Source organism: Curtobacterium sp. PvP017, assembly GCF_054060195.1.
The window spans coordinates 103,173-128,808 of the sequence record NZ_JBSSCY010000002.1; the positions used below are offsets into that span (position 1 = coordinate 103,173).

Genomic DNA, 25,636 nt, shown 5'->3' on the forward strand with positions numbered 1-25,636 from the left:
CTGCAGCCAGGAAGGCCGCAATGCCCGAACTCCCCGTCGTGTTCGAAGTCGGCTCGCTGATCGCCATCGTCGCGATCCTGCTCGCCGACCTGCTCATCGTCGCGCGCCGCCCGCACGTGCCGACCCTGCGGGAGTCAGCGACGTGGGTGGGCGTCTACGTGGGGCTCGCGCTGGTCTTCGCGGTCCTGATGCTCGTGTTCGCCGGCGGCGACTCGGCCGGCGAGTTCCTGGCGGGCTGGCTCACCGAGTACAGCCTGAGCATCGACAACCTGTTCGTCTTCGTCATCATCATGGCGCGGTTCTCGGTGCCGAAGAAGATCCAGCAAGAGGTGCTGATGCTCGGCATCATCATCGCGCTCGTGCTGCGTGGCATCTTCATCCTCGTCGGCGCCCAGCTCATCGAGAACTTCTCGTGGATCTTCTACATCTTCGGCGCCTGGCTGATCTGGACCGCGATCCAGCAGCTCCGCGGTGAAGACGACGGCGACGACCAGAAGGACAGCTTCATCGTCCGGCTGCTCCGCCGACGGGTCCGCCTCACCGACACGTTCGACGGCATGAAGTTCCGCACCACGCACGACGGCGTCCGGCACTTCACGCCGCTGCTCATCGTGCTGATCGCCATCGGCACCACCGACCTGCTGTTCGCGCTCGACTCGATCCCGGCGATCTTCGGCATCACCGAGAGCCCGTTCATCGTGTTCACCGCGAACGTCTTCGCCCTGATGGGCCTGCGGCAGCTGTACTTCCTGCTCGGCGGCCTGCTCGAGCGACTCGTCTACCTGAAGTACGGCATCGCCGTGATCCTCGCGTTCATCGGCGTGAAGCTCGTCCTGCACGCGCTGCACGACAACGAGCTGCCCTTCCTGAACGGTGGCGAGCACATCGAGTGGGCGCCGGAGATCAACACCTGGGTCTCCCTGATCGTGATCATCGCTGCGATGGCGCTGTCGACCCTGGCCAGCGTCGTGCGGATGCGTCACGACGGCGTGGAGTCGAAGGACGACGAACCCGCTCGCACGTCGGACTGACGGAAGGTGCGCTGAGCGACAGCAGGCCGGGCGCTGGAGCGTCCACCAGGTGCCCGTGCCAAGGTCGACGGGTGCACAACAACGACACCGTCGTGATCGCCGGCTGCGGCGACCTCGGAACCGAGGCCGGCCTGCGGTTCGCCGAACAGGGACACCACGTGGTCGGCCTCCGCCGCCGCGCCGAACTGGTGCCGGCGCCGATCACCGGCCGGAGCGTCGACCTGCGACACGAGGCCCCCGAGATCCCCGCCGACACGAGCGTCGTCGTCGTGGCCTTCGCCGCCGGCAGCCGCGACGTCGACGAGTACCGCGCCACCTACGTCGACGGCCTCCGGAACGTGCTCGACGGCATCGACGCCTCGGATGCCGACCCACGACTGCTCGTGGTGTCGTCGACCGCGGTGTACGACGTCGACGACGGCAGCGTGGTCACCGAGGACACCCCGGCGCACGGTGGGACCCCGACCGCTCAGGTGCTGGTCGAAGCCGAGGCGCTGCTGCGCGAACGCGCTCCCGGAGCCGTGCTCGTCCGCCTGTCCGGGGTCTACGGGCCGGGCCGCGAGCGGCTGATCGACCAGGTCCGCTCCGGTTCCGCGTGCCTGGCCCCCGGTGCCTCACCGCACACGAACCGGATCCACCGCGACGACGCCGCCGCGGCGCTCGTGCACCTGGCAGCCGTGCCGGACCCGGCGCCGACCTACCTGGGCACCGACGACGAACCGAGCCGGCTGGACGACGTGCTGCGGTTCCTGGCCGGCGAACTCGGCGTTCCGGAGCCCGTCACCGGCGACGGCGGTGCCCGGCAGTCCGGCGGTGACAAGCGTTTGTCGAACGCGCTGCTGCAGTCCACCGGCTGGACTCCGCAGTACCCGACGTTCCGCGAGGGCTACCGCGCCGTGCTGGCCGGCGAGGGCACCCGCCACCCCTGACGCCCCCGCGCTCAGTGCCCGCGGTGGTCCTGGATCGTGAGCCGCGGACCGAACGCCGGCTTCCGGAACCCCGAGCCGCCGATCAGCCGAACGACCCGCTCCCGGTGCCCCCGCCACGGCTCGAGCAGCTCGAGCATCCCGTCGTCGTCGACCGGTCCCCCGGTCAGCGCCCACCCGACCAGCGCGGGGACGTGGAAGTCTCCGACGCTCGGCGAGTCCGGGTCGCCGTGGGAGCGCTGCGCGGTCTCGGCAGCCGTCCACTTCCCGATGCCCGGGATCGACTGCAGCCGCGCGGACACGACCGATCCGCCGCGGCCGAGCGTCAGCGTCCGCTCGAGCGCCGGGGCCACACGCACCGCGCGCATCACCGTCGCCGAGCGTCCGGGCTCGATGCCGGCCCGGTGCCACTCCCAACTCGGGATCCGCGCCCACTCGTCGGCCGTCGGCGGCACGATGAGCCCGTCGGGTGACGGCCCGGGCGCCGCGGTGCCGTACCGGCGGAGCAGGTACCGCCACGCGCCCCACGCCTGCCGCGAGGTCACCTTCTGCTCCATGATCGCCGGCACGAGCATCGCGACGACGGTGTTCGTGCGGAGCAGCCGGAGCCCGGGCTGCTTGTGTCGGGCGGCAGCGAGGAACGCGTGCCCGGAGACGTCGAACCCGTCCCAGTCGTCGCCGCGACCGAGCAGCTCCGGCGCGTGCTCGACCGCCCACGCCGCACCGTCACCCCACGCCGAGACCGCGATGGTGCCGCCGGCCTGCCGGATCGCCACGGAAGCCGGGCCGTTGGGCGTCCGCAGCGCGAGCCACACGACCGACCCGACCACCTTGTAGGCGGGGTCGCCGGAGCCGCGCTGCAGGGGCCGCAGGGTCGACGTGACGTCCACCGGGCCTCCCGGTCGGTACACCGTGTCGACGCGAGACGCATCGACGGACGCACCAGGAGCACCCGACGCATCGACGGACGCACCGGCGGACGACGAGGCGGAGTCGAGCAGGGTCACACCGGGATGGTAATGCGCAACCACCGTCAGTCATGATGGTCGCAGTCCCCCACGACCCCACCCGCACCACCCGACGACGGAGTTCCCATGCGCATCGGCATCCTCACCTCCGGAGGCGACTGCCCCGGCCTGAACGCGGTCATCCGCGCGATCGTCCTCAAGGGCATCGCGATCCACGGCCACGAGTTCGTCGGGTTCCGGGACGGCTGGCGCGGCGTCGTCGACGGCGACATCGTCCCGCTCGGCCGCAAGGACATCCAGGGCATCGCCAAGCAGGGCGGCACGATCCTCGGCACCAGCCGCACGAACCCCTTCGAAGGACCGAACGGTGGGGTCGAGAACATCGAGCGCATGCTCGAGCGCCACGGCATCGACGCCATCGTCGCGATCGGCGGCGAGGGCACGCTCGCGGCGGCGAAGCGCCTCACCGACGCGGGCCTGAAGATCGTCGGCGTGCCGAAGACGGTCGACAACGACCTGGGCGCCACCGACTACACCTTCGGGTTCGACACCGCCGTCGCGATCGCGACCGAGGCGATGGACCGTCTGCGCACCACGGGCGAGTCGCACTCCCGCTGCATGGTCGCCGAGGTCATGGGCCGGCACGTCGGCTGGATCGCCCTGCACTCCGGCATGGCCGCGGGCGCGCACGCGATCCTCATCCCGGAACAGAAGACGAGCATGGAGCAGATCGCGAAGTGGGTGCGCGCCGCCTACGACCGCGGGCGTGCACCGCTCGTCGTGGTGGCCGAGGGCTTCGTCCCCGACCACGAGGACAACGCGCACACCGAGCGCGGGCTCGACGCCTTCGGCCGTCCGCGGCTCGGTGGCATCGGCGAGCGCCTCGCGCCGCTCATCGAGGAGATGACGGGCATCGAGACGCGCGCCACGACCCTCGGGCACATCCAGCGCGGCGGCACGCCGACCGCGTACGACCGGGTGCTGTCGACGCGGCTCGGTCTGGCGGCCATCGACTCGGTGGTCGAGGAGCGTTGGGGCCGGATGGTCGCCCTCAAGGGCACGGACATCGTGCACGTCTCGTTCGACGAGGCGCTCGGTGAGCTCAAGACCGTGCCGCAGGCCCGGTTCGACGAGGCCGCCATCATGTTCGGGTAGTGCGGGGGCCTTTCGGGCATACCTGGTTGTTTCGGGCGTACCTGGTCGTTTCTTTCGACTCGGTACGCCCGGTTCCGCCAGGGATCGCTCGCGTTCTGGGAAAGAACGGACCGCTGGCCGGGAGGCCCGGGGTAGCGTCCGGCGCATGACCCGCGCCGTAGTCGTGTCCAGTTCCGCCCCGCCCACCGTCGCCGACGTCGACCTGGCCGATCCGACCGAGGGCGAAGCCCTCGTCGACATCACGTACTCGAGCGTCAACTACAAGGACGGCCTCGCGCTCGCCCGGAACCCGGGTGTCGCCCGGGTCGACCCGCTCGTGCCGGGCATCGACGTCGTCGGGACCGTGTCCGCTCTCGGTCCGGGGGTGCACGACGTGGCGATCGGCGACCGCATCGTGCTGAACGGCGCAGGCCTCGGCGAGACCCGGCACGGTGGCTGGGCCCAGCACGCGGTGGTGCCGTCCGGTTCCCTCGTGGTGCTGCCGGACACGATCGAGGACTCGTTCGCGGCGGCGATCGGCACGGCGGGGTTCACGGCGATGCTCAGCGTCCTCGCGCTCGAACGGTTCGTCGCGCCCGATGCCGGGCCGGTGCTCGTGACCGGCGCGTCCGGCGGGGTGGGGACGGTGGCGATCGCCCTGCTCGCCGCCCGGGGCCACCGGGTGACCGCGTCGACCGGTCGGAGCGCCAACGAGGCCTCGCTCCGACGACTCGGCGCGACGGAGGTCGTGGACAGGAGTGCGCTGTCCGAGCCCGGCAAGCCGATGCAGCGTGCGACGTGGGCCGGCGCCGTGGACAGCGTCGGCGGGGCCACCCTGGCGAACGTGCTGGCCGGCACCCGGTGGGGTGGTGCCGTCACGGCGTGCGGGCTCGCCCAGGACTCCGCGCTGCCCACGACTGTGCTGCCGTTCATCCTGCGGGCGGTGTCGCTGCTCGGCATCAACTCGGTGGACGCCCCGCTGGAGCTCCGGCGTCGGGCGTGGGAGCGCTTGGCGACCGACCTCGACCCCGCGCTGCTGGCGGGCGTGACCCGGACGATCACACCGGAGCAGGCCATCGCGGTCGGCGCGGACGTGGTCGCCGGGCGCGTGCACGGTCGGACGGTGGTCGACCTCCGGCGCTGAAATACTCCTGTACCACAATTTTACAAGCGTTTGCAAATTGACACGTTAGGATTCCAGTACCGAGTCCGATGCACGAGGAGATGACATGCCGGTCCCGAAGTCCACGGTCGAGAACTCACCCCGCAAGCTGCTCCGCGACGTCGTGTACGAGAAGATGCTGGCAGCCCTCCGCGACGGCACGCTCCAGCACGGCGAACGCCTGAACGACGACGAGCTGGTCCAGTGGCTCGGAGTCAGTCGCACCCCCATCCGCGAGGCGATCGCGAAGCTCGTCGACATCGGCCTCGTCGAGATGGAGGCGAACCGGTACACCCGCGTCGCCACCCCCACGTTCGACGACTGGGTGACCGCGACCCGTGCCACGGCCGGGTTCTTCGAGCTCAGCCTGCGCTGGGGCGTCCCCGAGTACGACGACGCGGACGTCGCGGCGATGCAGAAGCTGCTCGACCGTGCCGACGGACTCCGCAAGGTCCGCGACCTCGGCTTCAGCGGTGCCGTGACCGACATCATCGAGTTCGCCATCGCCCACTCCGGCAACCCCCTCGTGCAGGTCGCCGCCGAAGGTGCGCTCGAGCGCGTCCGCTTCACGCTCAACCCCACCCCGGCGTTCGAGCAGTACGGATCCGAAGCGTTCTTCTCGATCCTCGGCGAGGCACTCGACGAGCGCGACGGCGAGACGGCCGCCGAGGCCGGGCGTGCGCTGACGCGGAACTTCGAGCAGCACATCGAGTCCGTCCGCTCCGCACGCAGCTGACGGGCCAGGATGGACGGGTGACCGACGTCCTGATCAACGCCACCGGAGTCCGCGTGACCCGGTCCGGGCGCGACCTGCTGCACGACGTCGACCTGACGGTCCGGCGCGGTGAGCACTGGGCGCTCCTCGGGCCGAACGGCGCCGGAAAGTCCACGCTGCTCGCGGTCCTCGGCGCGACGGGCCACCCCACCGCCGGCACGGTCGAGGTGCTCGGTCGACGCCTGGGTCGGGTCGACGTCCGGGAGCTCCGCGAGCACATCGGGCACGTCGACCCTCGGCACCGGATGCTCTCGCCGCTCACCGTGCTCGAGACCGTGCTGACCGGGCTGACCGGCACGACCGACCTCATGGTGCGGTGGGAGCCCACGGCGGCCCAGGTCGAGGCGGCCGAGCAGCACGTCGCCGACGTCGGGCTCACCGCACGGCGGGACGCCCGGTGGCCCGTGCTGTCCCAGGGCGAGCGGGGCCGCGCCCTCATCGCGCGCGCACTGATGTCGGAGCCGCAGTTGCTGCTGCTCGACGAGCCGGCGACCGGCCTCGACGTCGCAGCGCGCGAGCACCTGCTCGAGACCGTCGACGCACTGCGGCACCGGCACCCCGAGCTCGGCAGCGTCATGGTCACGCACCACCTCGAGGACCTGCCGGCGTCGACCTCGCACGCGATGCTGCTCCGCGACGGCGCCGTGGTCGCGCGGGGCACCGCGGACGAGGTCATCACGTCGTCGGCGGTGTCGCACGCCTTCGACTTCCCGCTCGCGATCCTCCGGTCCGAGGGGCGCTGGGCAGCACGGCGTTCCGCCTGACGGCGCGGACCCGGCGCGGAGCCGGCGCGGGGGACGGACAGCCGCGCTGCGCCGCTCCTGCCCGTGCTTGAATGGTCCCTCAGGTGTCTGCGGCCCGTGTCGGGGAGGGACCCGATGCTGGACGACGGTGTCAGGCCGCGCACTGCAACGAGGGGGAACACCATGACGACCACGCCGCCGCCCTACCCGGGGTCCGAACCGCAGCCGAACAGCGGCCAGCAGCCCGACCAGCAGCAACCCGGCCAGCAGCCCTGGGCGCAGCAGCAGCAGCCGCCCGGCCAGCAGCCGTACGCGCAGCCCGGCGCCGCCGGAGCGCCCTACGCGCCGCCGCCCAAGCAGTCCCGCGGCAAGCGCGTCCTCATCTCACTGCTCGGCGTCGTCGTCGCCGTGGTCGTCGCGTTCCTGGTCCGCCAGGCGCTGACCGCCGCGTTCAGTGACTCGACGGAGGAGAAGGTCTCGAAGGCCGTCGTGCAGATCCGCGAGCAGAGCGACCTGCCGAAGCAGGTCGACTCCGTGACGACGTGGACCGGTGTCGAGGCCGAGGGCAACGCCATCCACTACGACTACACGGTGTCGTCCAGCGTCGACCCGGCCTCGATCACCGAGAGCGCCATCCGCGATTCGGTCGGCCCGACGCTCTGCTCGAACAGCGACACCAAGGAACTCCTCGACGAGGACGTCGACATGCGGTACACCTACGCGTTCGACGGCTCCTCGAAGACACTCGACACGACGTTCACCAAGTCCGACTGCTCCTGAGTCGTCGAGGGTGGGGGCGGTGCTGTCCCCTGTCCCGCCCTCGACGGTCCGGTCGGTACGCGGTTGTGCGTGGTGCGGTGTGCACCGTACCTGGTGCGCCGTACTGGGCTGCGATGTGCACGGCCTTCGCCATGGCGCTGCCCACTGCGCCGACAGGGACCGGGTTGCCCGCCGGTCATCGGGTCCGTACCCGCCCCGGTCCGTCTACCGACGCACCGCCCGCTGCTCAGTCGACCAGGGTGACCTCCCAGTTGGTGCGCTGGACGACGGCGTCGAGCTCGCGGATCTCCTTCGCCAGTGCGTCGGCCCGCGCCCGGAGTTCGGCCGTCGGCAGCGCGGCGAACGTCCGCAGTTCGCTGCGGAGCTGGCGGTAGCCGCCGGTGGCGCCGGCCGTGGCGTCCGCCGCCCCGGTGACGAGCGCGTGCCGCAGCCGCAGGGCATCGCGGCGCGCGAGCAGCGCGGTCACGGTCTGCCCGGACGCGACGGTGGTGCTGGCGTTCGTCGCGTTGATGCGGGCGAGCAGGACCTCGAGTGCGTCGATCGACCGCTCCGCCTCGGCGAGGAGCTCGCGGGCGTCCTCGTCGGGTTCTTCGCCCTCTTGGTAACGGGCGTTCGCGGCGATGCGGCCGCGCAGCTGTTCGATGCGCTTCTGCAGGTCGGCGCGCTCGATGAGGGCCTCGGCGAGTTGCATGTGGCCAGTCAACCAGCCGCCGCGGCCTTCGCCGCTGCGGGGAGTGCGTCGAGGATGCGTCCGACGGCCCGCTCGTCGTGGGCGGCCGTGACGAACCACGCCTCGAACACGCTCGGCGGCAGGGTCACCCCGGCGTCGAGCATCGCGTGGAAGAACGGCGCGTACCGGAACACGTCCTGCGCCCGCACGTCGTCGTAGTTCCGCGGCGCGGTGTCGGTGAAGGCGAACGAGAACAGGTTGCCGGCGCGCTGCACGGTGTGGGCGACGCCCTCCGCCGACAGGGCGTCCGACGTCGCCGCGGAGATGACCGAGGCCGTGCGGTTCAACGACTCGTACACGGACGGCGTCGCGGCGCGGAGCGTGGCGATGCCGGCGGCGACCGCGAGCGGGTTGCCGGACAGGGTGCCGGCTTGGTACACGGGGCCGAGCGGGGCGAGGAAGTCCATCACCTCGCGGCGACCACCGAGCGCGGCCAGGGGCATGCCACCGCCGATGACCTTGCCGAACGTGATCAGGTCGGGCTTCCACCCGGCACCGTCGGGGACGACCTTCGAGGCCTCGAGGCCCCACCATCCGGCGGGCCCGACGCGGAACCCGGTCAGGACCTCGTCGACGATGAGCAGCGCCCCGTGCGACTGCGTGATCTGCGCGAGCGCCCGGTTGAAGCCGCGTTCGGGGGCGAGCACGCCCATGTTCGCCGCGGCCGACTCGACGATCACGGCGGCGATGCGCTCGGAGTGCTCGTCGAAGGCACGGCGGACCGCGTCGAGGTCGTTGTAGGGCAGGACGAGCGTCTGCGCCGCGGTCTCGGCCGTGATGCCCGCGCTGCCCGGCATCGCCAGGGTGGCGACGCCCGAGCCGGCCTCGGCCAGCAGGGAGTCGGAGTGCCCGTGGTAGTGCCCGGCGAACTTCACGAGCAGGTCGCGGCCGGTGTAGCCACGGGCCAACCGGATTGCCGTCATCGTGGCCTCGGTGCCGGTGGACACCATGCGGAGCTTCTCGATGGGGCCGTCGCCGTCGACCGACACCCGCTGCTTCACGAGCTCGGCCAGCTCGGTCTCGCCCGGGGTCGAGGCGCCGAACGACAGCCCGCGCGCGGCGGCCTGCTGCACGGCCTCGACGGTGCCCGGGTGCGCGTGGCCCAGGATCGCCGGCCCCCAGGACGCGACGAGGTCGACGTACTCGCGACCCTCGGCGTCGGTGACGTAGGCGCCCTTCGCCGACACCAGGAAGCGCGGGGTGCCACCGACCGAACCGTAGGCACGGACGGGCGAGTTCACGCCGCCGGGGATCGCGTTCTTGGCGCGGCCGAACAGCTGGTCGTTCGTGGTCATTCGGGGGCCTTCCCGGTCGAGGCGATGCCGGCGACTGCGGCGGTGGTACCGGAGGTCCGGAGGCCGGCCTCCTGGTTGAGCTTCCGCGCGATGTCGACGGCGAAGTAGGTCAGGATCGCGTCGGCGCCGGCCCGCTTGATGCCGACGAGCGACTCCATCGCTGCGGCGTCGCGGTCGATCCAGCCGTTCTGCGCGGCTGCCGTGATCATCGCGTACTCGCCGGAGATCTGGTAGGCCCACACCGGCACGGGCGAGGTGGCGGCCGTCTCGGCGAGCACGTCGAGGTAGCTCATCGCGGGCTTCACCATCACGACGTCGGCGCCCTCGTCGACGTCGAGCGCGACCTCCCGCAGGCCCTGACGACCGTTGGCGGCGTCGATCTGGTACGTCCGTCGGTCGCCGACGAGCGAGGACGACACGGCCTCGCGGAAGGGGCCGTAGAAGGCGGAGGCGTACTTGGCCGCGTACGCCAGCAGTGCGGTGCCGGTGTGGCCGGCGACGTCGAGCGCGTCGCGGGCGGCGGCGATCTGGCCGTCCATCATCCCGCTCAGGCACACCAGTTCGGCACCGGCCTCGGCCTGCGCGACCGCCATGTCGCGGTAGCGCAGCAGGGTCGCGTCGTTGTCGACGGAGCCGTCGGTCGCCAGGACGCCGCAGTGCCCGTGGTCGGTGAACTCGTCGAGGCACAGGTCGGACTGGACGACCAGGTCGTCACCGACCTCTTCCTTCGCCACGCGGATGGCGACGTTGAGGATGCCGTCGGGGTCCGTCGCTCCGGACCCGGTCGCGTCCTTCGTGGTGGGCACACCGAACAGGTTCACGCCGCCGATGCCCTGGCCCGCGGCCTCGACGAGTGCTCGCCGGAACGAGTCGAGCGAGTGCTGCTGGACGCCCGGCATGCTCGAGATGTCGACGGCGTCGGTCGCGCCCTCGCGGATGAACATCGGCAGCACGAGTTCGGCTGGGTGCAGCCGGGTCTCGGCGACGAGCCGTCGCATCGCGGGGGTGGCGCGGAGTCGACGGGGGCGGACCTGGGGGAAACGGCCGGTCACGGGTGGCCTTCCTGTTCGGGGACGGTGGGGTTCAGGGCTTCGACGACGGCGTCGAGCAGTGCTTCTGCGGACCGGGTGGGTCCGACGACGTGGACCGGCAGTCCGGCCGCGCGCGCATCGGCGGCGGTTCCGGGGCCGATGCAGGCCACGAGGGTGCGGGGGTCGAGCGGGGTCATCCGGCGGGCGATCTCGCGGGCGACGCTGCCGCTCGTCACGATCACCGCGTCGGGCACCGCGTCGAGGGTGATCGGCTCGTCGCCGGTCCCCACGGTACGGTACGCGACCACGTCGTCCACGTCGATGCCGCGGGCCCGCAGCCCGTCGACGAGCGTGGGCGCAGCGATCTCGGAGCGGGGGAAGAGCACGGTGCCGTCGGTGTCCGGCAGGGCCGCGACGAGCCCGGCGGCCGAGGCCTGGTCCGGCACGAGGTCGACGACCCAGCCCGCAGCACGCGCGGCACGGGCGGTCGGCTCCCCGACCGTCGCCACCCGCACCCCGGACGGGAGGCCCGCCACGCGTTCCGCGAGCACCGTGACGGCCGTCGCACTGGTCACCACGACCCACGCGTACCCGGCCACGCGCGCGACCGCACGGTCGAGCGGAGCGACGTCGAGCGGTGGCTCGGTCGTGATGAGGGGGACGACCCGCGGATCGAGCCCGCGCTGCCGGGCCGACGCCGCGACACGCTCGCCCCACGCGCCACCCCGGGGGATGACGACGACGGGAGCGGGCGTGTCCGTGGCGGGCTCTACTTCACCGAGTCGGCGAGGTCCGCCAGGTCGCCGGCACCGTTCTCGAGCAGCTCGGCGGCAACGCGGCCACCGACCTCGAGCGCCTCGGCCAGACGGTCCTGCGCGGATCCCTCGAGCACGGCCGCGTGCGATGCCGTGCGGTACTCGCTGCCGTCGGGGCTGTAGACGGTGGCGGAGACGAGGAGGAGCTCGGCGTCCACGACCGCGGTCGCACCGATCGGGGCGGAGCAGCCGGCCTCGAGCTTCGCCAGGACCTCGCGCTCGGCCGTCACCGTCAGGCGGGTCGGGGCGTGCTCGATCTTCCGCAGTGCGGCGAGCAGGTTCGTGTCGGCTTCGTCGGCACGGGTCTCGATCGCCAGCGCACCCTGACCCGGAGCACTCGGCCAGAAGCCGAGGTCGAGCAGTTCGGTGGCGGCCGACAGCCGGTCGATGCGGCCGAGCCCGGCTGCCGCGAGCACGACGGCGTCGAGGTCGTCGTCCACGCGACCCAGGCGGGTGTCGATGTTGCCGCGGATGTCGATGACGTCCAGGTCGGGGCGCTTGGCCTTGAGCTGTGCGACACGACGCGGGGAGCCCGTGCCGACCTTCGCGCCCTCGGGCAGGCTCTCGACCGTGGCGCCGTTGCGGGCGACGAGGACGTCACGGGCGTCCGCGCGCTTCGGGACGGCGGCGATCGTCAGGCCCGGGTACGGCGCCGTCGGCAGGTCCTTGAGCGAGTGCACGAGGACGTCGACCTCGCCGGCGACCAGGGCCTCGCGCAGGGCGCTGGCGAAGACGCCGGTACCCCCGAGCGACGCGAGCGAGGCGCGGTTCGTGTCGCCCTCGCTCGTGACGGTGACGAGCTCGACCGGCCGGCCGGCCGCCGCTGCCAGGCGGTCGGCGACGTCCTGCGACTGCGCGACCGCGAGCCGACTGGCGCGGGTGCCGAGCCGGATCGGGGTCGATCCGTCGGTCACGGCGCGACGCCGGCGGCGGCGGGCTTGAAGCCGGCGCGGACGTTCTCGCAGCAGCCCGGGCGGCAGACGTCGTACCAGGGGCCGATGTCGGTCAGGTGCGGACGCTCGCTGGTCGGGGTGCCGTTGACGCGCTCGAGGACCAGGTCGACCAGGCCGGACACGTAGGCCGGGTCGATGCCGGGGGTCTGCGTGCGGAGCGACCAGAAGCCGAGTTCTCCGGCGGTCTCGGTGGCTTCCTCGTCGAGGTCCCACATGACCTCCATGTGGTCGCTGACGAAGCCGAGCGGGACGATCAGCACGGCCCGCGTCGCGCCGCCCTTGAGGTCCTCGTTCATGTAGTCGTTGATGTCGGGCTCGAGCCACGGCTGCGTCGGGGGGCCGGAGCGCGACTGGTAGACGAGCTTCCACGCCGGCTTCGACGTGCCCTGCAGGTGTGCGTGCTCGGGCTGCTCGAGCAGCTCCGCCCACGCCTGGTCGAGGACGACCTGCGCCACGGCGAGGTGCTGCGCCTCGTAGGCACCGTGCTCGTCGAAACCGCGGTAGTCCGGGCCGGACTTCGCGGCGTCGGTCGACGGGATCGAGTGGGTCGAGAACAGCACGTGCAGCTCGGTCGCGACGTCGAGCCCGTCGTTCTCGGCGATGGCCCGGGCCATGCCGTCACGGACACCGTCGACGAAGGGCCGGACGAAGCCGGGGTGGTCGAAGAACTGCCGGATCTTGTCGATCTCGATGGTGCCGAGCAGTCCGGTCTCGTCCAGGACGCGCGCGTAGTCCTCGCGGTACTGGCGGCAGCTGGAGAACGACGAGTAGGCGCTCGTCGCGATGGCGATGAGCTTGTTGTAGCCCTTGTCGGCTGCCTCGGTGAAGGCGCCTTCCAGGTAGGGCTCCCAGTTGCGGTTGCCCCAGAGCACGGGCATGTCGATGCCGCGCGACGCCAGCTCGGCCTCGAGCGCGGCCTTCAGCGCGCGGTTCTGCGCGTTGATCGGGCTCACGCCGCCGAAGTGCCGGTAGTGGTGGGCGACCTCTTCGAGCCGCTCGTCCGGGATGCCCCGGCCGCGGGTGACGTTGCGCAGGAACGGGATGACGTCGTCCTGGCCCTCGGGCCCACCGAAGCCGGCGAGCAGGATCGCGTCGTAGGCGGTCGGGACCTCGACGTGCTCCGGTCCGGACGCCGCCGCAGGGGTGGCGGCGAGGACGGGCTGGCCGTTCGTGATCATGCTGGTGTCGGTCATGACAGCACCTCCGGGAGTTCGGCGGTCGTCACGCGACGACCCGTGAAGAAGGGGACCTCTTCGCGCACGTGCAGGCGCGCCTCGGTGGCCCGCAGGTCGCGCATCAGGTCGACGAGGTCGACGAGCTCGGGACTCTCGAGCGGCAGGATCCACTCGTAGTCGCTCAGGGCGAAGGTCGCGATGGTGTTCGTGAGGACGCGGCGGTACTTCGCGCCGGCGATCCCGTGGTCGCGGAGCATCTTCGAGCGCTCGTCCTCGGGCAGCAGGTACCACTCGAAGGAGCGGACGAACGGGTACACCGTGATCCACGCCTCGGGGTCCTTGCCGCGCAGGAAGGCGGGGGTGTGCCGCTTGTTGAACTCGGCCTCGCGGTGCATCGCCATGACGTGCCAGACCGGCTCGGCGTCCTGGAAGAGCCCGGTGCGACGGATCTCGCGCAGCACCGCCTGGATGGCCTGCGCGTCGTCGCCGTGCAGCCAGATCATGACGTCGGCGTCGGCGCGGAACCCGGAGACGTCGTAGAAGCCCCGGGTCTTCACGCCACGCTCGGCGGCGGACGCGATCACGGCGTCCAGCTCGGCCACGGCGTCGTCACCGACTCGGTGGACGGGCCCGAGCGGACGGCGGAAGACGGCCCAGAGCGCGTAGGCCGTCATCAGGTTGGGATCGATCCCGGTCGCGGGGTCGGTCTCGTGCGGGGAATGCGCGGGCGCGGTGTTCGTGGGCGCGTCGGAACTCATGGATCCTTGTCCTATCGGTTGCCAGGGTCGTGGCCGCCCCGCACCCGGTGGACCGCGCTCGAGCGGTCTACCGCCGTCGGAGCACCATCACGACGATACCCCCGACCACCGCTACTCCGGCTGCGAGCCCGGCCAGGTACGGGACCGGCTTCTCGTCGATCCGGCGCTTGACCTTCGACGCCGCGATGCCGATCTGCTTCGGGACGTTGAGCTTGTCCTCGATCGCGTCGAGGGTGTCGAAGAGCTGGGCGCGGGTCGCGGCGACGCGGTCTGCGAGATCGTCGTGCGGATCGGTCACGGTTCCTCCGTCGGTGGTGCGGCTGTCGGGGCTCAGAACCGGCCGCCGACGTCCGGCTTGCGGCTGCCGTACTGGCTGGGCGGAGTGGGCTTCTTGCCCATCCCCTTCACCGCGTTGATGTCGTTCTTGACGCTGTCGATCGTGCGCTTCGGGGTGATCGGCAGGCCCTTCTTGAGGCGCTTCCACCCGATCCACCCGAGGATGGCGGCGATGATCAGCATCACCACGGCGATCACGATCGCTGCGAGCCAGGCCGGCATCACGGTCGCCAGGCCCATCACGGCGGCGGTCAGGAAGACGCCGATCGCGTAGAGCACGATGACGAGCGCACCGACCAGCAGCCCCGCGGCCAGTCCGAAGATCTTGGCCTTGGTGAGCATCTCGGCCTTGAGCAGGTCGATCTCGCCCTTGACCAGGCCCTTGACGAGCTTCGGGACGTCGCCCACCAGACCGAACAGCGAACGCGACTTGCGGTCGCGGGTGTCGGTCATGAGGTGGTGGTGTCCTTCTTCTGACCGACCTTGCGGACGGCCTTCTTCGTCGTCTCACCGATGAACTCGGCGACGTCCGGGGTCTTGTCGGCGATGAAGTCCTCAGCGACGTGCACGCCCTTCTGGACGCCGTTGCTGTTCCAGACCTTGCCGCTGACGGTCTTGATCTGCTCGTACCGCGCCCGTCCGGCTCGCGATCCCAGGACGTACCCGAGTGCGGCGCCGGCGACGAACAGGAGCTTTCCGCGCATGTGCGATTCCTCCGTTGGTTCAGTGTGCGGTGGTCATGCGCCGAACGGAATACGTCCGACGGTCTCACCAACAGTAGCCCCCGGGTGGTCTGGGGTCCGCTCAGGAACCCAGGATCTGTCCAGCGGCGGTCCGAGCGGCCCCGATGATGCCGGCCAGCCCCCGTCCGGTGGCCACCTCGCCGACGCCGACGACACCCGCCGCGAGACCGGCGGCGGTCAGGTCCGGGCCGTGCCAGCGGACGCGTGCGGCGCCCGCGACGTGCGTCGCCGTCAGGGGGACGCCGAGCAGCTTGGCCGCGTCGTGCAGCGCCCGGGTCCCGACCGGTCCGTCCGGGTCGACCGGGAGGCTCGTGGCCGCGTCGTCGGGGCGCGTCGCGCCGTGCACGCTGGTCGCGTCCGCCGGCATCGCGTAGCTGAGGCGCAGCACGTGGCGTCCGGCGGCCGCCTCGGCGAGCCAGGGCCACTTCACCGTCGCGTGCGTCAGGGCCTTCGCCGCCACGGCGCGGGCATCGGGGTGCACGAGCATCCCGGTCCCGCGTGGAGCCGCGTCGAGCTCGGGTTGGTCGACGACGAGCGTGACGAGTTCGATGCCGGTCCGGTCCGGCGCCGCGGTGCGCTCGGGGTCGGGCACCGACGACAGGGTGTGCTGCGCGGGCAGGCGCTCGACCGTGCCGTCGGCGGAGACGACCTCGACCGCGTGTGCCTCGATCCGCGTCGCCCGGGTGTGCAGCCGGACGTCGACGCCGTAGGTCTCCGTGTCGGCGACGAGTTCGTCCACGAGCCGGACGATCCCGCCGCGGATCCCCTGCACCGGGGTGCCGGCGGCAGCGCGGGCCCGGAGCGCCAGGACCGCGCGGGCGAGCGAGCCCTCGCGGAGCAGCGCCGCGCGGAGACCGGGAGCCACCCGCTCCGGGTCGAGCTGGTCGGGGTGGGTGGAGTGCACCCCGCCGGCGATCGGGACGACCAGGTCGTCGAGGACCCGCTCCCCCATGCGCCGCCGGACGAGCTCGCCCAGGGACTCCGCCTTGGCGCCGACCGGTCCGGGCAGCAGCGAGTCCATCTGCGCGCGGAGCCCGCCCTTCTGCCCGACGACGGCGAGGACGTCGGCAGCCATCGGGGTGCTCGGGATGCCGAGGAGCCCGGTCGCGGGGATGGGCGACGTCCGACCGTCGCGGGTCATCAGCCAGGCGCCGCGCGGGTCCGGGGCGACGACGTCGTTGCCGAGGCCGAGTTCGATCGCCAGGCGGCCGACCGCATCGGTGCGGGTCGCGAACGAGTCCGCCGCCATGTCGAGGTCGAGCCCGCCGACCGTGTGCCGGCGGATCATGCCGCCCAGCACCCCGGACGACTCGATCAGGACGACGTCCGCGCCGCCCTTCGCCAGGTCGCGGGCGGTGACGAGTCCGGCGATCCCGCCGCCGACCACGACGACGTCGGTCACGCTGCGGCTCCGGCTGTCCCGTCGGTGCCGTCCGAGCCGTCGCCCAGGGAGTGCACGAGCTCGACGACACGGGTCAGCACCGTCGGGTCGGTCTCCGGGGGCACCCCGTGGCCGAGGTTCACGACGTGGGCGCGGGCGGCGCCACCGCGGCGGACGACCTCGCGCACGTGGGCCTCGAGGACCTCCCACGGGGCCGAGAGCATCGCCGGGTCGATGTTGCCCTGCACGCTCACGCCGGTACCGACCCGGCGCACGGCCTCGTCGAGCGGGAGCCGCCAGTCGACCCCGACCGCGTCGACCCCGACCGTGTCGGTGCCCAGCGTGGTCATGTCGGCCAGGACCTCGCCGCTGCCGACGCCGAAGTGGATGCGCGGCACACCCAGGTCGGTCACGTGGGAGAGCGCCTGCGCCGAGTGCGGTGCGACGGACCGGACGTAGTCGGCGCGCGACAGGGAGCCGACCCACGAGTCGAAGAGCTGCGCGGCCGAGGCCCCGGCGAGCACCTGGGCCCGCAGGAACGCCCCCGACACCTCCGCCGCCCAGGCCAGCAGCCGCGACCAGGTCTCCGGCTCGGCGTGCATGAGGGTGCGGGCGCGGATGTGGTCCTTGGAGGGACCGCCCTCGACCAGGTACGCGGCGAGCGTGAAGGGCGCACCGGCGAACCCGATCAGCGGGGTGTCCCCGAGCTGCTCGACGGTGCGGGCGACCGCCTGCCGGATGGGTTCGAGGGCGGCCGGGTCGAGCGGCTCCAACGCGTCGACGTCCGCCGCGGTGCGGATCGGGGACCCGAGCACGGGGCCGCGTCCGGGGACGATCTCGACGTCCACGCCCGCGAGCTTGATCGGGACGACGATGTCGCTGAAGAAGATGCCGGCGTCGACTCCGTGCCGGCGGACGGGCTGCAGCGTGATCTCCGACGCCATCTCGGGGTCGAGGCACGCGTCGAGCATGGCCGTGCCCACCCGGAGCTCGCGGTACTCGGGCAACGACCGGCCGGCCTGCCGCATGAACCACACCGGCAGGGTCTCCGGACGGTCACCCCGCAGGGCCCGCACCAGGCGGGAACCACTCGTCCGCCCTGATGCCAGGGGGTGGGAGTCGGGGAGGGATGTGGTCGTCGCGTCGGTCACCGGATGATTGTCCCATCGAGCGCGTTACCATTGGCTACGTGCTCATCTGTCTCACGGCGTCGCATCGCAACGCCAGCTTCGACCTCTTGGAGCGACTGAGCATCGCTGCCCCGGCCGCAGCAGGCCACCTCGTGACGGATTCCGACGTCCTGGACGGTGCAGTGGTGCTGGCCACGTGCAACCGTTTCGAGGCGTACCTCGACATCGCCGGCGACGACCGCGACTCCGCCGTCGCCGCCACCGTGCAGGCCGTGGCGGCCGCGAGCGACCTGGACGCCACCGAACTGCGCGATTCGGTCAGTGTGCTCGGCGGCAAGGACGTCGTGCAGCACCTGTTCGCCGTGTCGAGCGGGCTCGAGTCCGTCGTCGTCGGTGAGACCGAGATCTCCGGCCAGGTCCGCCGCTCGCTCGAGGACGCCCGGAGCAACGGCACCACCACCTCGGACCTCGAGCGGTTGTTCCAGGAAGCCGCCCACACCTCGCGCGGCGTGAAGACCCGCACCCGGATCGGTGCCGCCGGTCGGTCGCTCGTCCGCCTCGGTCTGCAGCTCGCCTCGTCGCGCGTCACCGACTGGGCGCACACCCGGGTGCTCCTGATCGGCACCGGCAGCTACGCGGCCACCACCATCGCGGCCCTGCGCGACCGCGGCGCCGTGCACATCCAGGTGTTCTCGCCCTCGGGCCGCGCCGCCTGGTTCGCCGCGAAGCACGACCTCGTCGCCGCCCGCGACCTGCGTCACGCGATCGGTACCAGCGACGTCGTGATCACCTGCACGTCGAGCGAGGTGCCGGTCGTCGCGCCGGCCGACCTCGACGACGGCATCCGCCGCATCGTCATCGACCTCGGACTCCCCCGCAACGTCGACCCGGCCGCCGCCGGCGTGGACGGCGTCGAGCTGCTCGACCTCGAGACCATCAGCCTGCACGCCCCGATCTCCGAGCTGAACGCCGAGTCCGAGGCCCGCGCGATGGTCGACGACGCCGTGTCCCGCTTCCGGGCGCAGGCGCTCGAGCAGTCGACCACCCCGGCCCTCGTCGCCTTCCGCAAGCACGTGTTCGACATCCTCGACGACGAGATCGACCGCGCCAAGCGCCGCGGCGACGCCGACGGCGAGTCCGCCGAGCACACCGAGCGGGCGCTCCGGCACCTGGTCGGCGTCCTGCTGCACCGCCCCTCCGTCCGGGCCCGTGAGCTCGGCCGCGCCGGTCGTGGCGAGGAGTTCGTCGGGGCCATCGACGCCCTGTTCGGCGTGCGGCCCGAGCCCGAGGCGGAGCTGCCGGCGCCCGTCGTCCCGCTCGCCGACCGCACCGCCCTGGACCCGATCTCGGAGCGCGACGACCAGGCGGACGCGAGCTGAGCCTGCAGACAGGCTCGCAACCACCCACGCTGCGTGTCAGTGCGCTCCTGCTGATCCGTGATCGACGTGTGCTGATGGTGCGCGCGCGATCGCGCGACGTGCTCTACCTGCCCGGCGGCAAGGCCGAGCCGCACGAGACCGACGTCGACGCCGTCATCCGTGAAGCCCACGAGGAGACCGGGTTGCGGGTCACCGCCGACGACGTCGACCCGTTCGGCGTCGTCCTCGAACCCGCCCACGGGCAGGCGCCCGGCACCATGGTCGCGATGACCCTGTTCCTGGTCCGACCGGGAGGCCCGTTGGACGCCGCCACGCCCGTCGCCTCGGCAGAGGTCGACGAGGTCGAGTGGGTCACCTCGGCGGACGCCGGTCGCTGCCCGCCGGCGGGCGTGGAGACGCTCCGCCGCCTGGTGGCGGCGGAGCGCATCGACTAGTCGTCAGGCCTGGTCCGTGTCGACGTAGTGGCCGGTCTCGCCGTCCTGCGTCGGTTCGGCCTCGCCGGGGATGTCCGACTCGACGTACTCACCGTCGGGGCCACTCGAATCCGGACGGGCCTCGCCCGGGATGTCGCTGTCGACGAACTCGCCGACCGGCTCCGTCGTCGTGACGTGCTCCTCGCCGGGGATGTCGCTGTCCGTGAAGGCGCCCGCGCGGGTCTCGACCCCGTCCGCGCGACCCTCGTCGCCACGTGCCTGTTCGTGCTTGCCCGTCATGTCCGACCTCCGCTGCTCGGGTTCTTGCCTCCGGAGTGTGCTCGCGGTCCCTGGATGCCGACCGAACCTGGATCTCCCGGTGGTGGTTGCCTGTGCACCATGCAACGCAGCAGCCGATCGAAGTTCCTGCTCGCCGTCACCGGGCTCGTCGCAGTCGGGGCGCTGGCGGGTTGTGCCTCCGGCGGGGAACCCTCCGCCACCGAGACGGTCACGGCGCCCGCGCCGTCGCCGTCCGCTTCCTCGTCCTCGTCCGCGTCGTCGTCCTCCGCGACACCGTCGTCCGGCGCCTCGGCGTCAGCCGGTACCGGGTCGGACGGCTCGGGCTCCGGCTCTGCGGCCAGCAGCAGGTGCGCCGCGTCGTCGCTCGCCGCGAGCATCGAGCCGGGCAGCGGAGGAGCAGCCGGCAGCGTCATCGTGCACCTCGCACTGCGGAACACCGGCTCGACGACCTGCACGCTGCAGGGCTGGCCGGGCGTCTCGTTCGTCGGCGGCGGCAACGGCACCCAGATCGGTGCCGCGGCGACACAGGAGAAGAGCTCACCGCACCCGACCGTGACCCTGGCCGCCGGGCAGACCGCCGTGGCACCGCTCAAGATCGTCCAGGCCGGGAACTACTCGAAGGCGGACTGCTCGCCGAAGACCCCGGACGGGTTCCGCGTGTACCCGCCCGGATCGAAGCAGTCGCTGTTCATCAAGGACACCGACCACCAGGCGTGCGCGTCCGCCGATGCGTCGCTGCTGTCGGTGCAGGCGCTGGTGCCGGAGGGGAAGGCGACGTCGTAGCGGACGCATCGGCGGGTCGGGCACCATGGAGCCGTGACGTTCACGATCAGGGACGAACGACCCGGTTCGGCGGAGCTCGTGGCGCTGTACGACGCCGTCGGGTGGACCGCTTACACCCGTGATCCCGAGGCCCTCCGCGCAGCGGTCGCGGGGTCGCACACCGTGGTGACCGCCCGTGATGACGACGGGCAGCTGCTCGGTCTGCTGCGGACGATCTCGGACGGCCAGACCATCGTGTACGTCCAGGACGTGCTCGTCGTGCCGTCGGCGCATCGTTCCGGCGTCGGCGGCGCACTGCTCGACGCGGTCCTGCATCGGTACGCCCACGTCCGGCAGACCGTCCTGCTGACCGACGCCGCAGCGGGTCAGCGTGCGTTCTACGAGTCGCGCGGGTTCGTCGAGGTGCACGACGTCGAGCCGCAGCCGCTGCGGTCGTTCGTCCTGCTCCGCTGAGCGGAACGACACCGGACCGACGCCGGACTGCGCCCGCCGAGGTCAGCGGCGGGCGGGAGCGTGCACGGCCTCGAGCACCTCGGTGCCCATGGTGCGCAGTGCCTCGATGACCGCGAGACGCCGCTGCAACGAGGCGTCGTCGAACGTGACCGTCACGGCGTAGCTGACCGACGAGCCCGGACCGCGGAGGATCCCCGCCTCGGCGCGGACGCCCGTGCTCGACCCGGTGACCGCGACGACCTGCAACCCGTGGTCGAGCGCACGGTGCGCCAGGGGATCGAGGCCGAACGAGCCGGCGACCAGGTTCAGGTCGCTCGCCAGTGACAGCCACCCGAGCACCCGGTTCGAGACCGCTTCGTCCACGACCTCGCCGAGCGCCAGCCCGCGCATCACCCACGCGAGCTCGCCCGTCGGAGCGACGGAGGCGTCCGGGGCGTCGTCGGGGCCACGACGGTCGCGCACCCGGTCGATCAGCGCGGTCCGCTCGATGCCGAGCGACTCCGCACGCTCACGGACGGAGTCGATGCCGACCGTCGACAGCAGCGCGTTCATCGCCCACGTGTCACCGGTGGCGCCGACCAGGGTCGCCAGGTCGGGCACCTGCATCGTCGGCTCCTGCAGGAACTGCCACAGGCCGGCACCGGTCGCGGTGTCCCGCGCCATGCGCTGCAGACGGTCACCGTGCAGACGGCCGTCCTCGAGCTGCGCCGCGACCTCGATCAGCAGCAGCACGCGCCCGAGGCTCGCGACGGGCTGCACCAGGGTGTCGTCGACCGCGAGCAGGGCCTTGCCCGACGACGTGTCGATCACCGAGGCGCTGACCCCAGCGCCGTCGACGGCGAGCGCACCGAGGGCCTCGACCGTGGCGCCGAAGCGGTCGTCCGTCCGACCGCTGTGCCGACCGCGGGCCCGGCCGCCACCACCTGAGCGGTCCCCCGGCCGCCGACGGCGTGACGACCGAGCCGCGTCCGGCTCCACCATCACCAGATCGCGACGCGCTCGGCGGGGTCGAGGTACATCGCGTCCTGCTCGGTCACGCCGAACGTGTCGTACCAGACGTCGATGTTGCGGACGACCTGGTTGCAGCGGAACTCGTTCGGCGAGTGCGGGTCGATCTGCAGCAGACGTGCCGCCTCTTCCGGACGGATCGCCATCTGCCACGCCTGCGCCCAGCTCAGGAAGAACCGTTCGGCACCGGTCAGGCCGTCGACGACCGGGGGCTCCTGGCCGTCGAGCGACAGCAGGTACGCCTTCCACGCGATCGACAGGCCACCGAGGTCGCCGATGTTCTCGCCGATCGTCAGGGCGCCGTTGACGTGCCCGTCCGGGACCTCGGTCGGGACGAGTGCGTCGTACTGCGCGATGAGGGCCTTCGTGCGCTCCTCGAACGCCGTGCGGTCGGCCTCGGTCCACCAGTTCTCGAGCTTGCCGTCGCCGTCGTACTGCGACCCCTGGTCGTCGAAGCCGTGTCCGATCTCGTGACCGATGACGGCCCCGATCGCGCCGTAGTTGGCGGCGGCGTCGCGGTCGGCGTCGAAGAACGGGAACTGCAGGATCGCCGCGGGGAACACGATCTCGTTGAAGCCCGGGTTGTAGTACGCGTTGATCGTCTGCGGCGTCATGAACCACTCGTCGCGGTCGATCGGCTTGCCGATCTTGCCGAGCTCGCGGTCGACCTGGAACGAGGCCACGGCGCGGACGTTCGCCACCAGGTCGTCGGCCGTCACGGGCAGCGCCGAGTAGTCGCGCCACTTGACCGGGTACCCGATCTTCGGCGTGAACTTGTCGAGCTTGTCGAGGGCACGTGCACGGGTCTCGTCGGTCATCCAGTCCAGGGCCGTGATGCTCTGCCGGTACGCCTCGACCAGGTTGGCGACGAGGTCGTCCATCTTCGCCTTCGAGGACTCGTCGAAGTGCTCCTGCACGTAGATCCGCCCGACGGCCTCACCCATCGCGCCCTCGACCAGGGAGACGCCGCGCTTCCACCGCTCGCGCTGCTTCGGCGCCCCGGTGAGGGCGGTGCCGTAGAAGGAGAAGTTCGTGGCCGAGAACGCGCTCGTCAGGTACGCGGCCGAGCCGCGGATGACCTGCCAGCGCAGCCAGTCCTTCCAGACCTCGAGCGGCTGGTCGCGCAGGAGCTCGGCCAGGCCGGTGATGAACGAGGGCTCGCGCACCACGACGGTCTCGAACGCGCCGGCCGGGGCGTCGATGGCTTCCCACCACGTCTGCAGGTCGATGCTCTCGGCGAGCGCCGCGACCTCGGCCCAGAGCAGCTTGTTGTAGGTCTTCTGGCTGTCGCGCGTTGTGACGTTGTCCCAGTGCTTCGACGCCAGGGCGGTCTCGAGCGCGATGACGTGCTCGGTGCGGTCGCCGCCGTCCTCGAACCCGGCGAGCGGGAACATCGCCGCGACGAACTCGCGGTACTTCGTGCGGATGTCGGCGAACCGCTCTTCGCGGTAGTAGGACTCGTCGGGCAGCCCGAGACCGGACTGCTCGAGGAACACGACGTAGGACTCGGGGTCGCCCGGGTCGTTGTCGACGAAGAGCTGCAGGAAGCTCGGCAGACCGAGGCGCTCGAAGCGTCCGACGGTGGCGATGAGCTCGGGCACGGACTCGATGGCCGTGATCTCGGCGAGCAGCGGCTCGATCGGCGCCGTGGCGAGCTCCTCGAGTCGGGCTTCGTCGGTGAAGGAGGAGAAGAGGTCACCGACCTTGCGTTCCTCGGTGCCGGGTGCGGCCTGCTGCGAGCGCTCGATGATCTCGCGGACGGCGAGTTCGGCGGCCTCGGCCAGCACCGTGAAGGAGCCGTAGCGGGCCTTGTCGTCGGGGATCGGCGTCTCGGCGATCCAGGTGCCGTTCACGTGGCGGTACAGGTCGTCCTGGGGGCGCACCGCTGGGTCGAGTTCGTCAGTGTGGATGCCGGAGGCACGTGCGACGTCGGTCATGCGGTCCACGATAGCCACCGACGCCATGCAGCAGGTCGGTGTGCGTCGTCACCTGTGGACGGCTGCCGGTACGGTCATCGCATGGGACTTCCGTGGAAGCTGCACGGCGACGGCAAGACCGTCTCCGCGACGACGATCGTGGCACCGGACGAACGACTCACCTGGGGCCGGACGATCGGTCTCGGCGTGCAGCACGTCGTCGCGATGTTCGGTGCCACCTTCCTGGTGCCGCTGCTGACGGGCTTCCCGCCGTCCACGACCCTGCTGTTCAGCGGCATCGGCACGATCCTGTTCCTGCTCATCACCGGCAACCGGCTGCCGAGCTACCTCGGATCGTCGTTCGCGTTCATCGCTCCGATCGGCGCGGCGACGAAGATCGGCGGCATCCCCCTCGCGCTCTCCGGCATCATCGTCGTCGGTGCGCTGCTCGCGATCGTCGGGCTCGTCGTGCACCTGGCCGGCGCCGGCTGGATCGACCGGCTGATGCCCCCGGTGGTGTCCGGTGCGATCGTGGCCCTGATCGGGTTCAACCTGGCGCCCGCGGCGAAGGACAACTTCACGGCGGCCCCGGTCGTCGCGGTCATCACCCTCGCGGCGATCATCCTGGTCACCGTCCTGTTCAAGGGGCTGATCGGTCGTCTGTCGATCGTCATCGGCGTGCTCGTCGGCTACGTGGCAGCGCTCATCGGCGGCCAGGTCGACTACTCGAAGGTCGGCGAGGCCGCCTGGATCGGCCTGCCGACGTTCACCGCTCCCGCGTTCGACCCGTCGCAGCTCGCGATCTACCTGGCGTTCGTGCCGGTCGTCCTGGCGCTCGTCGCCGAGAACGTCGGGCACGTGAAGGGCGTCGGGCAGCTCACCGGCCGTGACCTCACGCCCCTCACCGGTCGCGCGCTCTTCGCCGACGGCATCTCCACCGTGCTGGCCGGCGTCGGCGGCGGCTCCGCCACCACCACCTACGGCGAGAACATCGGCGTCATGGCCGCCACCCGCGTCTTCTCCACCGCCGCGTACTGGGTCGCCGCGATCGCCGCCGTCCTGCTCGGCCTCTCCCCGAAGATCGGTGCGGTCATCTCCTCGGTCCCCGCCGGCGTCCTCGGCGGTGCCACCACCGCGCTGTACGGCCTGATCGGTGTCATCGGCATCCGGATCTGGGTCGAGAACCGCGTCGACTTCTCGAAGCCGAAAAACCAGCTGACCGCCGGCATCGCGCTCATCATCGGCATCGCGGACTTCACGTTCGCGTTCGGGCAGGCGAGCTTCGGCGGCATCATCCTCGGCACCATCGCCGCGATCGTCGTCTACCACCTGATGGACCTGATCGGTCGTGCCCGCGGCACCGACGAACCATCGACCGAGGTCGCCGACCCCGCGCACGCCGCCACCGGCGCCGTCCCCGCGGAACCGCGCGCCGACTGACGCGAGCGGCCAGCCGGAACGCGCGTCCGGCGTGACGACCTGGGACCACCGGACTGCGTTCCGCTCGGGCTGGGCAAC

General features: G+C 71.7%; 28 protein-coding genes. 12 read left to right on the forward strand and 16 right to left on the reverse strand.

The window, feature by feature from the left end; translation table 11 throughout:
- Nucleotides 1-20: 20 nt before the first annotated feature.
- Both ACVKXF_RS04440 and ACVKXF_RS04445 read left to right on the forward strand, forming a co-directional pair.
- Entirely contained in the window at nucleotides 21-1,031 is a 1,011-nt protein-coding gene (locus ACVKXF_RS04440; RefSeq protein WP_456794976.1) for a TerC family protein, read from the forward strand.
- Between the two features lie 71 nt (nucleotides 1,032-1,102).
- Entirely contained in the window at nucleotides 1,103-1,960 is an 858-nt protein-coding gene (locus ACVKXF_RS04445; RefSeq protein ID WP_456794977.1) for an NAD-dependent epimerase/dehydratase family protein, read from the forward strand.
- A gap of 11 nt (nucleotides 1,961-1,971) precedes the next feature.
- On the opposite strand, the gene ACVKXF_RS04450 is transcribed toward ACVKXF_RS04445, so the two are convergent.
- Nucleotides 1,972-2,958, reverse strand: coding sequence for a DNA-3-methyladenine glycosylase family protein (locus tag ACVKXF_RS04450; RefSeq protein WP_456795332.1), 987 nt, complete (start codon nucleotides 2,956-2,958; stop codon nucleotides 1,972-1,974).
- A 93-nt stretch (nucleotides 2,959-3,051) separates the two neighbouring features.
- Between ACVKXF_RS04450 and ACVKXF_RS04455 the strand changes: the two genes are divergently transcribed.
- From ACVKXF_RS04455 to ACVKXF_RS04475, 5 genes are all read left to right on the forward strand, one after another.
- Nucleotides 3,052-4,080 (forward strand): 6-phosphofructokinase, encoded by a 1,029-nt coding sequence (locus ACVKXF_RS04455; RefSeq protein ID WP_123311084.1) that lies wholly within the window; start codon nucleotides 3,052-3,054, stop codon nucleotides 4,078-4,080.
- A 145-nt stretch (nucleotides 4,081-4,225) separates the two neighbouring features.
- Entirely contained in the window at nucleotides 4,226-5,203 is a 978-nt protein-coding gene (locus ACVKXF_RS04460) for an MDR family oxidoreductase (RefSeq protein WP_456794978.1), read from the forward strand.
- Nucleotides 5,204-5,288: 85 nt separating this feature from the next.
- The gene (locus ACVKXF_RS04465) at nucleotides 5,289-5,957 is read left to right on the forward strand and encodes a GntR family transcriptional regulator (protein WP_111083777.1); all 669 of its coding nucleotides are present in this window, start codon (nucleotides 5,289-5,291) and stop codon (nucleotides 5,955-5,957) included.
- 17 nt (nucleotides 5,958-5,974) lie between these two features.
- On the forward strand, nucleotides 5,975-6,760 hold the full coding sequence (locus ACVKXF_RS04470; protein ID WP_456794979.1) for an ABC transporter ATP-binding protein: 786 nt from the start codon (nucleotides 5,975-5,977) through the stop codon (nucleotides 6,758-6,760).
- A gap of 162 nt (nucleotides 6,761-6,922) precedes the next feature.
- Nucleotides 6,923-7,519 (forward strand): hypothetical protein, encoded by a 597-nt coding sequence (locus ACVKXF_RS04475; RefSeq protein WP_456794980.1) that lies wholly within the window; start codon nucleotides 6,923-6,925, stop codon nucleotides 7,517-7,519.
- A 226-nt stretch (nucleotides 7,520-7,745) separates the two neighbouring features.
- Here the strand turns inward: ACVKXF_RS04475 and ACVKXF_RS04480 are convergent, their stop codons facing one another.
- The 12 genes from ACVKXF_RS04480 to hemE all read right to left on the reverse strand — a co-directional run bounded on the left by ACVKXF_RS04480 (nucleotide 7,746) and on the right by hemE (nucleotide 17,887).
- Nucleotides 7,746-8,210 (reverse strand): DIP1984 family protein, encoded by a 465-nt coding sequence (locus ACVKXF_RS04480; protein ID WP_456794981.1) that lies wholly within the window; start codon nucleotides 8,208-8,210, stop codon nucleotides 7,746-7,748.
- An 8-nt stretch (nucleotides 8,211-8,218) separates the two neighbouring features.
- The gene (gene hemL, locus ACVKXF_RS04485) at nucleotides 8,219-9,544 is read right to left on the reverse strand and encodes a glutamate-1-semialdehyde 2,1-aminomutase (RefSeq protein ID WP_456794982.1); all 1,326 of its coding nucleotides are present in this window, start codon (nucleotides 9,542-9,544) and stop codon (nucleotides 8,219-8,221) included.
- Nucleotides 9,541-10,596, reverse strand: coding sequence for a porphobilinogen synthase (gene hemB / locus ACVKXF_RS04490; protein ID WP_260232956.1), 1,056 nt, complete (start codon nucleotides 10,594-10,596; stop codon nucleotides 9,541-9,543). The genes hemL and hemB overlap by 4 nt, the downstream gene beginning before the upstream one ends.
- Entirely contained in the window at nucleotides 10,593-11,456 is an 864-nt protein-coding gene (locus ACVKXF_RS04495) for a uroporphyrinogen-III synthase (protein ID WP_456795333.1), read from the reverse strand. Before ACVKXF_RS04495 ends, hemB begins: the two co-directional genes overlap by 4 nt.
- Nucleotides 11,345-12,304 (reverse strand): hydroxymethylbilane synthase, encoded by a 960-nt coding sequence (hemC, locus tag ACVKXF_RS04500; RefSeq protein ID WP_456794983.1) that lies wholly within the window; start codon nucleotides 12,302-12,304, stop codon nucleotides 11,345-11,347. Before hemC ends, ACVKXF_RS04495 begins: the two co-directional genes overlap by 112 nt.
- The gene (locus ACVKXF_RS04505; RefSeq protein ID WP_456794984.1) at nucleotides 12,301-13,536 is read right to left on the reverse strand and encodes a ferrochelatase; all 1,236 of its coding nucleotides are present in this window, start codon (nucleotides 13,534-13,536) and stop codon (nucleotides 12,301-12,303) included. Before ACVKXF_RS04505 ends, hemC begins: the two co-directional genes overlap by 4 nt.
- A complete protein-coding gene (hemQ, locus tag ACVKXF_RS04510) occupies nucleotides 13,533-14,276 on the reverse strand; it encodes a hydrogen peroxide-dependent heme synthase (RefSeq protein ID WP_456794985.1) in 744 nt (247 codons plus the stop codon). Before hemQ ends, ACVKXF_RS04505 begins: the two co-directional genes overlap by 4 nt.
- 67 nt (nucleotides 14,277-14,343) lie before the next feature.
- Nucleotides 14,344-14,574: a DUF3618 domain-containing protein gene (locus ACVKXF_RS04515; protein ID WP_456794986.1), complete on the reverse strand. Its 231-nt coding sequence runs from the start codon at nucleotides 14,572-14,574 to the stop codon at nucleotides 14,344-14,346.
- A 32-nt stretch (nucleotides 14,575-14,606) separates the two neighbouring features.
- Nucleotides 14,607-15,065: a phage holin family protein gene (locus tag ACVKXF_RS04520; RefSeq protein WP_123311102.1), complete on the reverse strand. Its 459-nt coding sequence runs from the start codon at nucleotides 15,063-15,065 to the stop codon at nucleotides 14,607-14,609.
- The gene (locus ACVKXF_RS04525) at nucleotides 15,062-15,316 is read right to left on the reverse strand and encodes a hypothetical protein (RefSeq protein ID WP_017887727.1); all 255 of its coding nucleotides are present in this window, start codon (nucleotides 15,314-15,316) and stop codon (nucleotides 15,062-15,064) included. The genes ACVKXF_RS04520 and ACVKXF_RS04525 overlap by 4 nt, the downstream gene beginning before the upstream one ends.
- Nucleotides 15,317-15,416: 100 nt before the next feature.
- Nucleotides 15,417-16,757, reverse strand: a complete 1,341-nt coding sequence (locus tag ACVKXF_RS04530) for a protoporphyrinogen/coproporphyrinogen oxidase (RefSeq protein WP_456794987.1) — start codon at nucleotides 16,755-16,757, stop codon at nucleotides 15,417-15,419.
- On the reverse strand, nucleotides 16,754-17,887 hold the full coding sequence (hemE, locus tag ACVKXF_RS04535) for a uroporphyrinogen decarboxylase (protein WP_456794988.1): 1,134 nt from the start codon (nucleotides 17,885-17,887) through the stop codon (nucleotides 16,754-16,756). The genes ACVKXF_RS04530 and hemE overlap by 4 nt, the downstream gene beginning before the upstream one ends.
- Before the next feature lie 38 nt (nucleotides 17,888-17,925).
- Here hemE and ACVKXF_RS04540 point away from each other — a divergent pair, with 38 nt between their 5' ends.
- Nucleotides 17,926-19,245, forward strand: coding sequence for a glutamyl-tRNA reductase (locus tag ACVKXF_RS04540; RefSeq protein WP_456794989.1), 1,320 nt, complete (start codon nucleotides 17,926-17,928; stop codon nucleotides 19,243-19,245).
- Nucleotides 19,246-19,274: 29 nt separating this feature from the next.
- On the forward strand, nucleotides 19,275-19,679 hold the full coding sequence (locus ACVKXF_RS04545; protein ID WP_456795334.1) for an NUDIX hydrolase: 405 nt from the start codon (nucleotides 19,275-19,277) through the stop codon (nucleotides 19,677-19,679).
- A gap of 3 nt (nucleotides 19,680-19,682) precedes the next feature.
- On the opposite strand, the gene ACVKXF_RS04550 is transcribed toward ACVKXF_RS04545, so the two are convergent.
- The gene (locus tag ACVKXF_RS04550) at nucleotides 19,683-19,958 is read right to left on the reverse strand and encodes a hypothetical protein (RefSeq protein WP_456794990.1); all 276 of its coding nucleotides are present in this window, start codon (nucleotides 19,956-19,958) and stop codon (nucleotides 19,683-19,685) included.
- Nucleotides 19,959-20,057: 99 nt separating this feature from the next.
- Here ACVKXF_RS04550 and ACVKXF_RS04555 point away from each other — a divergent pair, with 99 nt between their 5' ends.
- Both ACVKXF_RS04555 and ACVKXF_RS04560 read left to right on the forward strand, forming a co-directional pair.
- On the forward strand, nucleotides 20,058-20,741 hold the full coding sequence (locus tag ACVKXF_RS04555) for a DUF4232 domain-containing protein (RefSeq protein WP_456794991.1): 684 nt from the start codon (nucleotides 20,058-20,060) through the stop codon (nucleotides 20,739-20,741).
- Nucleotides 20,742-20,774: 33 nt separating this feature from the next.
- Nucleotides 20,775-21,194, forward strand: coding sequence for a GNAT family N-acetyltransferase (locus ACVKXF_RS04560; protein WP_456794992.1), 420 nt, complete (start codon nucleotides 20,775-20,777; stop codon nucleotides 21,192-21,194).
- 42 nt (nucleotides 21,195-21,236) lie between these two features.
- On the opposite strand, the gene ACVKXF_RS04565 is transcribed toward ACVKXF_RS04560, so the two are convergent.
- Nucleotides 21,237-22,175, reverse strand: a complete 939-nt coding sequence (locus ACVKXF_RS04565) for a serine hydrolase (protein WP_396289792.1) — start codon at nucleotides 22,173-22,175, stop codon at nucleotides 21,237-21,239.
- Complete coding sequence (locus tag ACVKXF_RS04570) at nucleotides 22,175-24,139, reverse strand: M13 family metallopeptidase (RefSeq protein ID WP_456794993.1); 1,965 nt, start codon at nucleotides 24,137-24,139, stop codon at nucleotides 22,175-22,177. The genes ACVKXF_RS04565 and ACVKXF_RS04570 overlap by 1 nt, the downstream gene beginning before the upstream one ends.
- An 81-nt stretch (nucleotides 24,140-24,220) precedes the next feature.
- Between ACVKXF_RS04570 and ACVKXF_RS04575 the strand changes: the two genes are divergently transcribed.
- Nucleotides 24,221-25,558, forward strand: coding sequence for a uracil-xanthine permease family protein (locus tag ACVKXF_RS04575; protein WP_456794994.1), 1,338 nt, complete (start codon nucleotides 24,221-24,223; stop codon nucleotides 25,556-25,558).
- The last annotated feature ends 78 nt before the right edge of the window (nucleotides 25,559-25,636 follow it).